Raw genomic sequence first — 15,567 nt, 5'->3', positions numbered from 1 at the left:
GCCCTCGGACCCGGACGACCGGATCAGTCCATGTAGAGGAATTCGTTCGTGAGCATGAGCACCTGGGCGAGCTGCGCCAGCGGCGGCGGCGTCGCCTCCCCCTCGGCCGCCGGGCGGTCGAGGAAGGCCGTCGCGAGCGCCGCCTCGCGTTCGTCGGGGCGGCGGCCGAGCACCCGCTCGTACACCGATCGCACCGCCTCGGCGCGATCAGCCTGCTCGACGGCCGAAGCCAGTCGCCGAGACTGCTCCTGCACGAACGGGCTGTTCATGAGGAACAGGGCTTGCTGGGGGACCGTCGTCACGAACCGGCGCGGGTTGGTGGCGTCGGGGATCGCGAAGTCGAAGGTCCGGTACACCCCATCCATGTTCTGCCGGTCAATGAAGCCGTAGACCGTACGCCGGGGCGGGTTCGACGACCCGTCGAAGGTCACCGACGGCCCTCCCCGCGCCGGGTCGAGCGCGCCGGATACGGCCAGGATCGAGTCGCGGAGGGACTCGAAGTCGAGCCGCTGACGGTTGAACCGCCAGACGAGGCGGTTGCGGGCGTCCTTTTCCAGGCAGTCGGGCCGGAGGGCGCTCGCCTGCTGGTAGGTGTTGGAGAGCATGATCTTGCGATGAAGGCTCTTGATCGACCAGCCGTCCGCGAGGAATCCCGCCGCCAGCTCGTCGAGCAGTTCGGGATGCGACGGGGGGTCGGTCTTGACGCCGAAGTCGCTGGGGCTGTCGACCAGCCCTTCGCCGAAGTGCCAGCGCCAGACGCGGTTCACGATCACGCGGGCGGACAGCGGAGCGGCCCGGCCGACGATCGCCTGGGCCAGCTCCAGCCGGCCGCTCCCCTTCTCGAAGGGCTTGCGGTCGGGCTCGCTCAGGACCTTGAGGAACTGGCGAGGCACCACCTTGCCCGGCCTCCCGGCGTTGCCCCGGATGAAGACGCGGGGCTCGACCGGCTCGGGGGCGTCGTTCATGACCATCGCCCGTCGGATCTTGCCGGCCGCCGCCTTGTCGACCTCGGCGACCTTGTTCTCCAGCTTCCGAAGCTCCTCGCGCTGGGCCCGGTCGATCAGGCCGCGGTCCTCGCCGGGGTCCGGGATGAGAGGGCCTCCCGGCGCGTGGAACGCCTGGCGGAGCGACTCCCAATCGGGCTCGGCCAGGGGCTCGGCTTTCTTGTCGCCGGCCGCGCGGAGCCGTTCCTCGAGCCCGGCCAGCACGGCCGAGTAGCAGGCGGCGACCTGGTTCATGTCGGTCGGCTTCGCCTCGCGGATCGAGGCGAGGATCAGGGGATGGATCGACGCCGGCTCGGCCTGCGCCCGCTGGTCGAGCTTCGCGAGCACCTCGGGCGCCTTCGCGGAGAACTCCTCGCTGGAGAGGGACTGGAACAGCTTCCAGGGGGCTAGCACGGGGTCGGCGTCGGCGGCCGGCGAGTCGAACTTCGTCTTGCAGAGGCGGGCGGCCAGCCTCAACCGGAGCGGCGTCAGTCCGTCCTTCGCGGCCCGCTCGTCCGCGCGGGTCGCACGGGGGTCGAAGCCGACGTCGTAGGCGGCCTTCAGGTAGAGGGAACCTCGGGCCTGCAAGTCCTCGACGACCTCGGCCCGGCGGGCGGCCTTGAAGTCGTCGCGGACCTTCCGGGCCTCGGCGAGTCGCTTCTCCAGTTCTTGGATCTCGACCGAGTCGGCGGCCGAGTCGCCGTCGAGCCGGGGGAGTTCGGCCGGCTCCACCGAGCTGGCGAAAACGCCGTAGAGCGAGTAGTAGTCCTCGGTCGGGATCGGGTCGAACTTGTGGTCGTGGCAGCGGGCGCAGGCGATCGTCATGCCCAGGAGCCCACGGCCGACGAGGTCGATCCGGTCATCGATGATCTCGTTCTTATCCTGGAGGAACCGGCGGCCGACCGTCAGGAAGCCCATTGCGGCCAGTCGGTTCGGGTCGCCGTCGGCCGGGAGTTGATCGGCCGCCAGTTGCTCGACGATGAACTGATCGAACGGCAGGTCTGCGTTGAAGGCGTCGATCACGTAGTCCCGATAGGTGAACGCGTAGGGATACTTGCGTTCCTCCTGGAAGACGTAGCCTTTCGTGTCGGCATAGCGGGCGACGTCCAGCCAGTGCCTTCCCCAGCGCTCTCCGTACAGCGGGGACGCCAGGAGTCGGTCGACGACCGTCGCGAGGGCGTCGGGCGACGGGTCGGCTTCGAACGCCTCGATCTCCTCGATCGTGGGGGGGACGCCCAGCAAGTCGAGCGTGGCGCGGCGGAGCAGGGTCCGACGATCGACGGGCGGCGACGGCGTCATCCCTTCCCGTTCGAGACGGGCGAGGATGCGGGCGTCGACGGGCGTCTTGACCCAGCCCCGATCCTGGACCTCGGGGAGCGGAGACTCCTTCAAAGGCTGAAAAGCCCAGTGCTCCTCCGCCGGATCGGCGGTCGCGGCCCGGTCCGAGGGGGACTCGCCCCACGGCGCGCCCATTTCCACCCATCGGGTGAGGGCTTCGATCGCCGGGTCCGGGAGCTTGGCGTCGGGCGGCATCTTGAGGTCTTCGTCCTCGCCGTGGGTGAGGGCCTGCAGCAGCGGCGATTCGCCGGGGTCGCCGGGGACGACGGCCGGTCCGAGCGAGCCCCCCTTGAGGATCGCTTCGCGACTGTCCACCCGGAAGTCGGCCTTCTGCTTCTCCGGGCCGTGGCACTTCTGGCACGACTCGACCAGGACCGGCCGGACCGAGGTCTCGAAGAACTCAACCGCCTCGGGCGAGGGTTTCGCTCCCGACGCGAGCGGCTCCTGCGCCCGGATGGAGTAGGCGGAGGTCGCGATGACCGCCGCGACGACGGCGATCGTTCGGAGGGGTCGTCGAAGCCGTTCCCGGCTGACGGCGGGCTTGTCCATGGTTCGGCTCCGCTTCTTTTCGGCTGGAGGTTTGGGATGGTTCCAGTCGACCGGTCGTCGACGGCGGGAGCGGTTTCCGCGGGGGGGGGCGGAGGCGGGGCGAGGGACGATGCGAGGGCCTGCGCGCATCGGCTCTCGTCGGCCGGGTCGATTTCATCATCGACGCCCCTTCCCTCGAAATCAACCCCGAATGTTTAAGGTTGATTTTACAATCCCGAAGCTCATAATACTCGGACTGACCGGTCCGTCCCCTCCTTGACGAGCCCACCATGAGCGCCGCGTCCAAGAATGAACTGAAAGGCCGGGCGCCGGGGAAGGACGCCGCGGCGCGTCGCGAGCAGATCCTCTGCAAGGCGACGGAACTCTTCGCGGAGCATGGCTTTTCGGACGCCATGACGCAAGAGCTGGCGGATCGCCTGGGGGTCGGCAAGGGGACGATCTACCGCTATTTCCCGAGCAAGCGGGAGCTTTTCCTGGCCGCCGCGGATCGGGTGATGAGGGCGCTCTCGGCCCAAGTCGAGGCGAATGTCGCTGGTCTAGAGGACGGGCTGGAAAGGATCGCTCGGGGCATTCTGGCGTTCCTGACCTTCTTCGCCGAGCATCCCGAGTACGTCGAGCTGCTGATCCAGGAACGGGCCCAGTTCAAGGATCGGACCCGCCCCACCTACATCGAACACCGCCAGGAGCACGGCCAGCAGTGGCGGAAGCTCTATGGAACCCTGACCGAAGAGGGGCGGCTGCGGGCGATCCCCCCGGAGCAGATCAGCGACGTGATCGGCAACCTGATCTACGGAACCATGTTCACCAACTACTTTGCCGGCGCGGCGAAACCTGTCGCCGAGCAGGCCCGGGACATCCTGGACGTCGTCTTCCGGGGCATCCTGTCGGACGTCGAACGGGAGCGTCTCAAGGACGCCGACCTGTCGGCGGGCGGGACCGGCCCGGGACGTCGGAACGAGGCCGAACGGGGATTCCGAGGGGGAGCCGACGAGTGAGTGACCGGACGACGCGAGGAGTGATCGATATGGATCGTCGGATCTGGATCGGGCTGGCGATGTTGGCATGCGGAACCGTCGCGGGCTGCGGGAACGCGGCCTCCTCGACGGCCCCGGCGGCGCGGCCGCCGGACCTCGTCCTCTTCGAACGGCCGATCAGCCGCGAGGTCCTGGACTTCGAGACCTTCCCCGGGCGGACCGAGGCGGTGATGTCGGTCGAGATCCGGGCGCGGGTCTCCGGTTATCTCAACCAGGTGTACTTCCAGGACGGCCAGCAGGTCGACAAGGACTCCGTCCTGTTCCAGATCGACGCCCGGCCGTTCCAGGCCGCGGCCGATCGGACCCACGCGGAGCTGGAGCAGGCCGAGACCCGGGCCAAGCGGCTCAGCAACGAGTTCCAGCGGGCCAAGGTTCTCTACGACCGAGGCCTTTCGATCAGCCGCGAGGAGTACGACCGCTACGCGTTCGACCACGCCGAGGCCGTGGCGGCGGTGGGGACGGCCAAGGCCGCCCACGACCTCGCCCAACTCGACCTCCAGTTCACCCGCGTCTCGTCCCCGATCTCGGGTCGACTCAGCCGACGACAGGTCGACCCCGGCAACCTGGTGCAGGCCGACGTCACGCCCCTGACCTTCGTCGTCAGCCAGGACCCGATCTACGTCTATTTCGACGTCAACGAGGCGGCCATGCTGCGGATCCGCCGCCTCCTCCAGTCGCGCGGGGCCGGGAGCGAGCAACAGACGCCCGTCGAGATCGCCCTGTCCGACGAGCCCGATTTCCGTCACAAGGGGGTCGTCGACTTCACCGACAACCGCGTCGACCTGAACACCGGGACCCTCCGCTTCCGCGCCCGCCTCGACAATCCGAAGGGGTTGTTCACCCCGGGCCTTTTCGTCCGCGTCAAGCTCCCGATCGGCGAGCCGCACCCGGCGCTCCTTGTGCGTGAGGAAGCCCTGACCTCCGATCAGGGGGCGAAGAAGGTGTACGTCCTGCGGCGGGCGGTGAAGGACGGTGAGCCGGAGTTCTTCACGGACAAGGCGGGCAAGCCGCTGACGAATCGGGACGGCTCGCCCATCCCCAAGTACACCCACTCGCTCGTCGACCTCGGACGGATCGGCGTGCTCGTCGACGGCTTTCGCGAAGTCTCCGAAGGGATCAAGCCCGACGACCTCGTCGTGGTCAGCGGCCTCCAGAAACTCCGCAAGGACGCGCCGGTGACGGCCCGCCCCTTCGATCCCGAGCCCGGCGGGGCCGACGCCCCGCCGCCGCCCGCATCGGTCGTGGACCCGGCTCCGGCCAACTCTCCGGCCACGGCCCCATCCCCGGCCACGGCCCCGGCGTCCGCCGCCAAGAAGGCCCCCTGATCGAGCCCCTGCAGCGACGCTTAGACGCCACGACCTCGACGAGATGAATGCCACGTGTTCACGCGATTCTTCATCGACAGGCCGATCTTCGCCTCGGTCATCTCGATCGTGATCACGCTGGCCGGCGCGCTGTCGCTCTACAGCCTGCCGGTCGCGATGTTCCCCCAGATCGCGCCGCCGACCGTAATGGTCTCCTGCCAGTATCCGGGGGCCAACGCGCAGGTGGTCTCCGACACCGTCGCCTCGCCGATCGAGCAGAAGGTCAACGGCGTCGACGACATGATGTACATGTCGTCCCAGTCCACCAATGACGGCAACTACACGCTGACCGTCACGTTCAAGCAGGGGGTGGACCTGAACCTGGCGCAGGTCCTGGTGCAGAACCGGGTGGCCCTGGCGGTCCCGATGCTCCCCGACGTCATCAAGGCCACCGGCGTCACGACCCGCAAACGGTCGCCCGACATCCTGCTCTCGATCGGGCTCTTCTCGCCCGACGCCCGGTACGACCAGCTCTACCTGAGCAACTACGCGCTCATGCACATCCGCGAGGAGATGGCGAGGCTCCCGGGGATCAGCGACGTCGGAGTCCTTGGGACTCGCAACTACAGCATGAGGATCTGGCTCGACCCGGACAAGCTGGCGATGCGCGAGCTCAACGCCGGCGACGTCGTCGCGGCGCTCCGCGAGCAGAACGCGCAGGTCGCCGCCGGATCGGTGGGCCAGTCGTCGGAGGCGGGCGGCTCCCGCACCCAGTTCACGATCGACACCCTGGGGAGACTTGAAGACGTCGACCAGTTCGGCGACGTGATCGTCAAGCGGACCCGAGACGGCCGCGTCGTCCGCATCCGCGACCTGGGGGAGATCGAGCTGGGGGCCCGCAGCCTGGACATCGACAGCGAGATCAACGGCCAGCCCGTGGCCAACATGGCCGTCTTCATGCTCCCGGACTCCAACGCGCTGGAGACGGCCGACGTCGTCCGCGCGAAGATCGCGGAGCTGAAGCAAGACTTCCCCGAGGGCCTCGACTACGTCATCCGCTACGACACCACCCCTTACATCCGCGAGTCGATCCAGGAGGTCTTCAAGACCCTGATGGACTCGGTGGTTCTGGTGGCCCTGGTCGTGCTGCTGTTCCTGCAGAACTGGCGGTCGGCCCTGATCCCGCTGGTGGCGGTCCCGGTGGGGATCGTCGGGACCTTCGCGGTGATGCTGGGGATGGGGTTCAGCCTGAACAACCTGACGCTGTTCGGGCTGGTGCTGGCGATCGGGATCGTGGTGGACGACGCGATCGTCGTGGTCGAGGCGGTCGAGCACCACATCGAGCGGGGCCTGACGCCCCGAGCGGCGACGATCCAGGCGATGTCGGAGGTCTCCTCGCCGGTGGTGGCGGTGGGGCTGGTGCTGACGGCGGTGTTCATCCCCTGCGCGTTCATCTCGGGGATCACCGGCCAGTTCTTCCGCCAGTTCGCCCTGACGATCGCCTCGGCGACGATCCTCTCGACGATCAATTCGCTGACCCTGAGCCCGGCGCTGGCGGCGATGCTCCTCAAGCCCCGGGGGAAGGGGGAGTATCAGGCGCTCCCCCGCTTCGTGCTGGCCGGGATCGGGGCCTGGCTGGGCTACACCTCGCTGAGCCCCAGGCTGCTCCCCTATTTCGAGCGAGCGGGGGCCGAGGCGGTCCACCGCGCTTCGGTCCTGGACTCGGCGGGCGACCTGATGCTCCGCCTGGGCGCCAGCCCCGAGCAGGCCGCCGAAGCGGTCGCCGCGGTGATCGGCGGCCTGGCCCTCTGGACGTTCGCCGGTCCCTTGAACTTCGTCCTGGGGCGATTCTTCACGCTGTTCAATCGCGGCTTCCTCGCGACCGCGGGCCTGTACTCCCGCCTGGTCGGCGGGCTGCTGCGGGTCTTCATGCTGGTCTTCGCGGTCTACGCCGGGCTCCTGTTCCTGACGTATGACACGTTCATCAAGACGCCCCGGGGGTTCGTCCCGTCGCAAGACATGGGATATATGCTGACGAACATCCAGCTCCCGGACTCGTCCTCGCTGGAGCGGACCCGCGCGACCCTGCGCAAGATCGCGGCGATCGTCCGCGAGGAGCCGGGCGTGGCGTCGACGGTGGCGATCTCGGGGCAGTCGCTCCTGCTCAGTGCGTTCGGGTCGAATTTCGGCACGATGTTCGTCACGCTCGAGCCCTTCAGCAAGCGGCGGACCAACGACCTGTATTACGAAGTCATCATGAACAAGCTCCGGGGCAAGCTCGCGGCGGCCGTCCCGGAGGCCAACGTCTCCATGTTCGGGCCGCCGCCGATCCGAGGCGCCGGACGCGCCGGGGGCTGGATGCTCATGGTCGAGGACCGCGGCGACCTCGGCCCCGCGCGGCTCCAGCGCGAGATCGAGCGGCTGGTCGCGCTCGCGAACGTCAGCCCGACCAACCCCGGCATCGACGTGGACGGCGACCCGATCCCCCCGGAAGACGCCGCGAAGTCGGAGGCGGCCGAGAAGCCCAAGGCCGCCGGGGGAGGCTTCCGGGCCTGGATCGAGGGGCTGACGGGGGGAGGGTCGGCGGGACGGTCGCCGGCGGTCGACGGGCTCACGTCCGTCTTCCGCGCCAACGTCCCCCAGATCTTCCTCGACGTCGACCGCGACGCCTGCCTCGTGAAAGGGGTGCCCCTCCGCGACGTCTTCCAGACGCTCCAGGCGTACCTCGGCTCGCTCTACGTCAACGACTTCAACCTGTTCGGCCGGACCTGGCAGGTCGTGGTCCAGGCCCTCCCCCGATACCGGGACCAGAAGGAGGACATCAGCCGGCTCCAGGTCCGGAACGACCGGGGCACGATGGTCCCGATCGGGGCCGTGGCCCGGGTCGAGGAGATCAACGGGCCGCTCATCCTCACCCGATACAACATGTATCCGGCCGCCTCGATCAACGGCTCGGCCGTGCCGGGGGTCAGCTCAGGGACCGCGATACGGGCGATGGAGAGGCTCGCCCAGCGCGAGCTGCCCGATGCGATGAGCTTCGAGTGGACCGAGTTGGCCTTCCTGGAGCAGCAGGCGGGGAACACGGCGCTCTACGTCTTCGGCTTCTCGATCGCGATGGTCTTCCTCGTCCTGGCGGCCCAGTTCGAGAGCTGGTCGATGCCGCTGGCGGTGATCCTCTCGGTCCCGCTCTGCATGCTCAGCGCGGTCGTCGGGGTCCGCAACAGCGCGGCGCTGGGGGTCCACAACGCCGGGACGGACATCAACATCTTCACCCAGGTCGGGCTGGTGGTGCTGGTCGGGCTGGCGAGCAAGAACGCCATCCTGATCGTCCAGTTCGCCAAGCTGATCCACAACCAGGGCCGCTCGATCCGCGAGGCGACTCTGGAGGCCTGCCGGCTCCGGCTGCGGCCGATCATCATGACGTCGATGGCCTTCATCCTCGGCGTCGTCCCCCTGCTCTACGCCCACGGGGCGGGCTCGGAGATGCGGAAGTCGCTGGGGGTGGCCGTCTTCAGCGGCATGCTCGGCGTCACCCTCTTCGGCATCGTCCTGACCCCGGTCTTCTTCTACGTGATCGACTCCACGAGCGAATCCCGATTCTTCAGTTCGCCCTGGGTCCGATTCCTGGGCCGGACGACGCTCGACGTGCTGACGCTCCGCATCCTCTGGCGGCCCGCCTGGACGCTGACGATGCGAGGCGCGGCGGCCGTCCGTCCCCGCCGCAAGAAGCCCCACCACGAACCAACCGACGAGACGTGAGGTCGCCGTGTTCTCCAGATTCTTCATCGACCGACCGATCTTCGCCTCGGTGCTCTCGATCGTCATCACGCTCGCCGGCGGCGTCACGCTCTGGACGCTCCCGGTGGCGCAGTACCCCGACATCACGCCGCCGACCGTCGAGGTCTCGGCGTACTACCCCGGGGCCAACGCGCAGGTCGTCGCCGACACCGTCGCCGCGCCGATCGAGCAGCAGGTCAACGGCGTCGAGAACATGCTCTACATGTCGTCGCAATGCACCAACGACGGCAACTACACCCTGACCGTCACGTTCAAGCCGGGCGTCGACCTGAACATGGCCCAGGTCCTCGTCCAGAACCGCGAGGCGCTCGCCGAGCCGATCCTCCCGGAGCTGGTCAAGCGCCGCGGCGTCTCGGTGACGAAGAAGTCGCCCAGCATCCTGATGATCATCAACGTGTACTCGCCGGACGGGACGCGGGACAACCTCTACCTGAGCAACTACGCCACGATCCAGCTCCGCGACGAGCTGGCGCGGCTCGACGGCATCGGCGACATCACCTACCTCGGCCAGCGCAACTACAGCATGCGGGTCTGGCTCGACCCCCAGAAGATGTCGTTCCGCAACCTGAGCGCCTCCGACGTGGTGCAGGCGATCGAGCAGCAGAACATCCAGGTCGCCGCCGGGCAGCTGGGACAGCCCCCCGTCGACACCGGGCAGGCCTTCCAGTTCACCATCACCACCCTCGGCCGGCTCAGCGACAGCGAGCAGTTCGCCGACATGGTCCTCAAGGCCGACCCGCGGGGGGGCGTCGTCCGTCTCAGCGACGTCGCCGAGGTCGAACTGGGCGCGCAGGGCTATGACCAGGCCTGCACCCTGGACGGCCGTCCCACCGTCGCGCTCTCCGTCTACCAGCGGCCGGGCTCGAACGCGCTGGACGTCGCGCGGTCGGTCCGATCGAAGATGGAGGAGCTGAAGGACCGCTTCCCCGAGGGGGTCGACTACGCCATCGCCTACGACACCACGCCGTTCATCACCGAGTCGGTCGACGAGGTTTTCAAGACGCTTCGCGACGCGGTGATCCTCGTGGCGGTGGTCGTGCTGCTGTTCCTGCAGAACTGGCGGTCGGCCCTGATCCCGCTGATCGCGGTGCCGGTCGCCGTGGTGGGGACGTTCGCCGTGATGGCGGCCCTGGGGTTCAGCCTGAACAACCTGACGCTGTTCGGGCTGGTGCTGGCGATCGGGATCGTGGTGGACGACGCGATCGTCGTGGTCGAGGCGGTCGAGCACCACATCGAGCGAGGCCTGGCCCCAAGGGACGCCACGATCCTGGCGATGGAGCAGGTCTCCTCGCCGGTGGTGGCGGTGGGGCTGGTGCTGACGGCGGTGTTCATCCCCTGCGCGTTCATCTCGGGGATCACCGGCCAGTTCTTCCGCCAGTTCGCCCTGACGATCGCGACCTCGACCTTGATCTCGACGTTCAACTCCCTGACCCTGAGCCCGGCCCTTGCGGCGATGCTCCTCAAGCCCCGCCGCAAGGGTTCCTACGAGGCGCTGCCGCTCGCGGCGATCGCGGCGCTCGGGGCCTGGGCGGGGGCCGTCTGGCTGGGCCCGATCGCGGCCGGGATGACTCCCCAGCCGTCGGGCCTCCTGAATTCGACGTGGCTGACTCATGACCGCCTCGGCCTGCTGATCGGAGCGGCGGTCGGCGGCCTCGGCGGCTGGCTCCTCGGCCCGGTCGTGAACCGCCTGATGGGCGGAGTCTTCGCGATCTTCAACCACGGCTTCGACGCCGCCGCAGGCTCTTACACGCGCCTCGTCGGCGGCATGCTCCGGGTCAGCGCACTGGTCCTCCTGGTGTACGGCGGCCTGCTGTTCGTGACCTACTGGGGGTTCATGCGGACGCCGACCGGGTTCATCCCCTCGCAGGACAAGGGCTACCTGCTGGTCAACGTGCAGCTCCCGGACTCGTCCTCGCTGGAGCGGACCCAGGTCGTCATGCGGCAGGCCGAAGCCCTGGCCCTGAAGCTGCCGGGCGTCACCCACACCCTGGCGATCGCCGGGCAGTCGATCCTGATGAACGCCAACGCCCCCAACTTCGGCGCGATGTACGTCATGCTCGACGACTTCCACCATCGCGCCAAGGAGGGGCTCTCGGGCCCGGTGATCGCGGCGAGGCTCCAGGACGCCCTCCAGCAGCAGATCCATGAAGGGATGGTCAACGTCTTCGACGCCCCGCCGGTCGACGGCCTGGGGACCGCCGGCGGCTTCAAGATCGTGATCGAGGACCGCGGCGACCTGGGGTCCCGCGAGTTGGAGGAGACGGCCCGGCGGGTCGTCGCGGCGGGCGAGGCCTCGCCGCGCCTCCAGGGCCTCTTCACCAGCTTCCGGGCCGACACCCCCTGGGTGTTCCTGGACGTGGACCGCGAGAAGGCCAAGCTCATGGGAGTCTCGATCTCCGAGCTGTTCAACACCTTGCAGGTCTACCTCGGGTCGCTCTACGTCAACGACTTCAACCGCTTCGGCCGCACCTGGCAGGTGAACGTCCAGGGCCGGGCCGACTTCCGCCGCGAGCTGCGCGACCTCTCCGGCCTCCGCGTCCGCAACGAGCAAGGGGGGATGGTGCCGCTGGGGTCGCTCGTCCGCCCTCGCGACGTCAGCGGGCCGGTCATGAACCTCCGCTACAACCTCTACCCTTCCGCCGCGATCAACCTCTACCCGGCGCCCGGCGTCAGCTCCGGACAGGCGCTCGACGAGATGCAGCAGATCATGGCCGAGGAACTCCCCCAGGCGATGCGATCGGACTGGACCGAACTAGCGCTGCTCCAGCGCCAGACGGGCAACACCGCGATGTTCGCCTTCGTCCTGGCCGTCGTCCTGGTCTTCCTGGTGCTCGCCGCGCAGTACGAGAGCTGGTCGCTGCCGCTCGCCGTGATCCTGGTCGTGCCGATGTGCCTGCTCTGCTCGACCATCGGAGTCAACCTCTGGCGCATGGACGTGAACATCTTCACGCAGGTGGGCTTCATCGTGCTCGTCGGCCTGGCGTGCAAGAACGCCATCCTGATCGTCGAGTTCGCCAAGGCGCAACGTGAGGCCGGCTCGTCGGCCTACGAGGCGACCCTGGAAGCCTGCGAACTCCGGCTGCGGCCGATCATCATGACGTCGATGGCCTTCATCCTCGGCGTCGTCCCGCTGATCCTCGCCGCCGGCGCCGGTGCCGAGATGCGGCAGACCCTGGGCGTGGCCGTCTTCAGCGGCATGCTCGGCGTCACCCTCTTCGGCATCTTCCTGACGCCCGTCTTCTACTACGTCATCCAGCGCCTCGCCGACCGCCGCGACGACCGCCGCCCCCAGGGCCCGGACGAATCCCGGACCTCGTCGCGGCTCCACGTCGACCATCCCCAGTCCAACGGCGACGCCTCGACGCACGGCGATCGGGAACCCGACGCGGACCTCGTCGCCGCCCCTTGACCCGAATCGACCTGAACCGCAACGCCGACCGGCCCGCCCGCCCGCCCGCGGATGGTCGCCCGCCGCATTCCAAACTGAATGCGACCCGTGGCCGACGAAGCGTCCCGAAACCGACGCCCCGCCAAAGGGTTGTCGATCTTTTCAGACACGCGCCGGATCACTTGACAGCCGTGATCGCGATCATGGTATGATTCCCACGATCTGGCTTGCGAAATATAAGTTCCTCGATCAAAGAAATGTGCGGGACTTCCCCTCTCCCGGGTCCGGCGCGTCCCCGATGATCACCAGCCGCCCGCGATTCCTCGTCGCAAGGCCGGCGTCGTCGAGTCCCCGAGCCCGGCCCCGCCCGCGCGGCGTCGACGGCATCCCCTGACTCATCCGTCCGTCCCCCTCGCGTCCCCCCGTCAAACGAATGTGGAGCGCGAGACATCCGTGGGAGGTTGTACCAAATGCCGCCTCGATTCCCGCTCCGCCGATCGGCTACCGCACTGGCCGCCTCGCTTTTGATCGCCGGATGCCAGCCTTCCGAGACCGGCACCATCGGTGCCCCGGGTTCCAGAGGACCGCAAGCCGACCCCTCGGCCCCCGTCGTCAGGGGGGGCCAGGTCCAGGGTCCGGTCAAGGTTAGAGGCAAGTCGGTGAGCGCACGCGAGGCTCTCGGACTCGGTCGCTGACCTCGACGCGACCACTCCACCGGCCTCTTCGCCGGGCCCTCTCATCATCGATCGATCCCCGATCCAATTCCCATCTGAACGGTCCTCAGGAGTTTTCGCATGTCGTGCGCCACCCAATCGCCCAACCGCCCACCTCGGCGCGGCTTCACGCTGATCGAGCTGCTCGTCGTCATCGCCATCATCGCCGTCCTGATCGCCCTGCTGCTGCCGGCCGTCCAGTCGGCGCGCGAGGCCGCCCGCCGCGCCCAGTGCGTCAACAACCTGAAGCAGCTGGCGTTGGGCGCCGCCAATTACGAATCGAGCAACGGCTGCTATCCGCCGAGCAACCTGACGACCCGGCGGGTCCGCGACGGGGCTACCCGCGACAGCCTGAGCATCTGGTTCCGGCTCGCCCCGTACATCGAGCAGAAGGGGGTGTACGACGCCGCCAACATGCTCCTCTGCCAGTCCGACTACGAGAACCTGACGGTCATCGCCCAGGGGATCTCAAGCCTCTGGTGCCCGAGCGACCCGACCGTTTCTCAGGGCGTGGCGATGAACGCGGACAACTTCGGCGCCCCGGTCATTCCGGGCAACTGGCGGATGCAGTTCAGCAGCTACGCCTGCAACTCGGGGATGTGGTCGCTCTCGATCCGCACCAACAACACCAACTTCGCGGGCCGGGTCGCCGGCATGTCGGGCGTGATGTTCGGCCACTCCAACGTCACCGTGGCAGGCGTCACCGACGGCACCAGCAACACGCTGGCCTTCTCCGAGCACGGCCACTCGATGCTCGCCCAGGGGATTCGCGAGTATTATCACTGGTGGTCGTCCGGCTACTACACCGACAACACCTTCGACAGCTTCTGGCCCATCAACGCCCAGAAGACTCCCGTCAAAACCCTGTTCACCAACAGCAGCTTCGAGGAATACCTGCCCATCTTCCTCTCCAGCTTCCACTCGGGCGGCGTCAACGCGGCGTTCCTTGACGGCTCGGTCCGGTTCCTCAAGGAATCGATCGACACCTGGCAGCCCAACCCGACCACCGGCGATCCCCCGGGCGTCACCTGGGCCAACTCCACCTACAGCATCACCGGCCCCAACACCAAGGTCGGCGTCTTCCAGGCGCTGACCTCCCGCGCCGGCGGCGAGGTCGTCTCGGCCGACGCCTACTGATCGCCCGACGCGGCGCCAGGACCGGATCGCAATCCCGGATCAAACGAAGACGCTCGGCCGGCGGGATCTGTCCCCGCCGGCCGAGCGTTTCGGTTTTCTCGAAGTTGCGACGTCCCGCCCCGCGGTGCAGGGCCGAGATCACTTGATCGTGTCGAGCCATTCGAGGAACGCGTCCATGCCCGCGAGCGTCTTCGTTTTGGCGAGAGCAAGGGCGTCCTGGGCCTCCTGCTCCGGGAGGTTGGGCCCGGCTTCGAGGAACCGCTCGACGGTCGCCAGGTTCACGTCCTCGCGCTGATGCACGGGGATCGAACTAATGCCCATGTCGGCGAAGATCTCCTCCGACTTCTTCGTTCCCCCCTCGACGTGGAACTGGAGGATCTTGCGATTGCCGTACATCAGGGCCAGGAGCGTCGTGTGGAGCCTGGATGTGATGATCGCATCCCGCTGATGGAGGAACGGGATGTACAAGTCGTCGTCGCCGAACAGGCCGGTGTCGGGCTTGAGGTAGCTCCCCAGGCCGTCAAGGATCATCGCCCTCCCGAACGGCTCCTCGACCCGCACGAGGTCGAGCTGCCCTTCCTTCTTCTCCAGGCCCCGGATGATCTCCCACAGCCTGCCGACGTACTCGTCGGTGACGCCGGAGTTCGGGAGCCGGAGAGCCGCGGCGATCCCCTGCCGGTAGGTGAATTTCTGGGGATGCTCCAGGAACACGATGTCCGCCGAATCGACGACCCACTTGGCGCCGACCCCCCGGGCGTTTTCCGCCGATCGGCTGGTCCGGGCGATCACCAGGTCGGCCGTGGCGACCGACTGCCGCACATCGGGCGTCTTGAGGGCCCCCTGTTCGATCGAGTGGAACAGGATGGCCCGGCGCTTCACCCGAGGATAGAACCGGAAGACGTCGTGATGCGTGTAGATCTCGTTGATCCGGCCGCCGGGGGCCTCGCAGACGGCGTCGAACTTGTCGAGGTAGGAAATCGGCCGGTAGCCGCGACCGACGGTCTTGGCCATCTTGCGAAGCCAACGCCGGGGACGGCTCCGATCCTCAGTGAGCTGGACCTGCGGGAACCGCTTCAGGAGCTTGGTGCAGTAGTCCAGATCCATCATCGGATCGACGACGAAATCGAACTTCTCGAGGACGCCCAGCTTCTCCATGTGGCCGAAGAAGGCGAAGTGGTGGGGGAAATCCGTGTTGCCGTGGGCGTGCTGATAGGCGATCAAGGGCATGAAAGAGGACCTTCTAGCGAGGTGCATCGCCGACGACGCGACCGATCGACCCTGGGAGCTGCTCCCAGGATTGATCGCGCCCGTCGGCCTGGCGGG

At 67.9% G+C, this 15,567-nt stretch carries 7 protein-coding genes; 5 read left to right on the top strand and 2 right to left on the bottom strand.

Annotated elements, in window-relative coordinates; all coding sequences use genetic code 11:
- Positions 1-23 precede the first annotated feature (23 nt).
- Entirely contained in the window at positions 24-2,870 is a 2,847-nt protein-coding gene (locus VT85_RS04205; protein WP_068410961.1) for a PSD1 and planctomycete cytochrome C domain-containing protein, read from the bottom strand.
- A 269-nt stretch (positions 2,871-3,139) separates the two neighbouring features.
- Between VT85_RS04205 and VT85_RS04200 the strand changes: the two genes are divergently transcribed.
- The 5 genes from VT85_RS04200 (at position 3,140) to VT85_RS04180 (ending at position 14,244) form a co-directional block, all read left to right on the top strand.
- Entirely contained in the window at positions 3,140-3,865 is a 726-nt protein-coding gene (locus tag VT85_RS04200; protein WP_068410958.1) for a TetR/AcrR family transcriptional regulator, read from the top strand.
- 29 nt (positions 3,866-3,894) lie between these two features.
- Complete coding sequence (locus VT85_RS04195) at positions 3,895-5,229, top strand: efflux RND transporter periplasmic adaptor subunit (protein ID WP_068410954.1); 1,335 nt, start codon at positions 3,895-3,897, stop codon at positions 5,227-5,229.
- A 54-nt stretch (positions 5,230-5,283) separates the two neighbouring features.
- Positions 5,284-8,967, top strand: a complete 3,684-nt coding sequence (locus tag VT85_RS28945; RefSeq protein ID WP_082858346.1) for an efflux RND transporter permease subunit — start codon at positions 5,284-5,286, stop codon at positions 8,965-8,967.
- A gap of 7 nt (positions 8,968-8,974) precedes the next feature.
- Positions 8,975-12,415 (top strand): efflux RND transporter permease subunit, encoded by a 3,441-nt coding sequence (locus VT85_RS04185; protein WP_082858345.1) that lies wholly within the window; start codon positions 8,975-8,977, stop codon positions 12,413-12,415.
- A gap of 773 nt (positions 12,416-13,188) precedes the next feature.
- Positions 13,189-14,244, top strand: a complete 1,056-nt coding sequence (locus VT85_RS04180; RefSeq protein WP_068410950.1) for a DUF1559 domain-containing protein — start codon at positions 13,189-13,191, stop codon at positions 14,242-14,244.
- A 138-nt stretch (positions 14,245-14,382) separates the two neighbouring features.
- On the opposite strand, the gene VT85_RS04175 is transcribed toward VT85_RS04180, so the two are convergent.
- Positions 14,383-15,471 carry a polysaccharide pyruvyl transferase family protein gene (locus VT85_RS04175; protein ID WP_068410947.1) on the bottom strand — a complete coding sequence of 363 codons (1,089 nt, stop codon included), beginning with the start codon at positions 15,469-15,471 and terminating at the stop codon, positions 14,383-14,385.
- Positions 15,472-15,567: the final 96 nt, after the last annotated feature.

This window comes from Planctomyces sp. SH-PL62 (genome assembly GCF_001610895.1).
GTDB lineage: Bacteria > Planctomycetota > Planctomycetia > Isosphaerales > Isosphaeraceae > Paludisphaera.
Note: the sequence above shows the minus strand (reverse complement) of the source record. Positions and strands in the feature narration are given on the sequence as shown.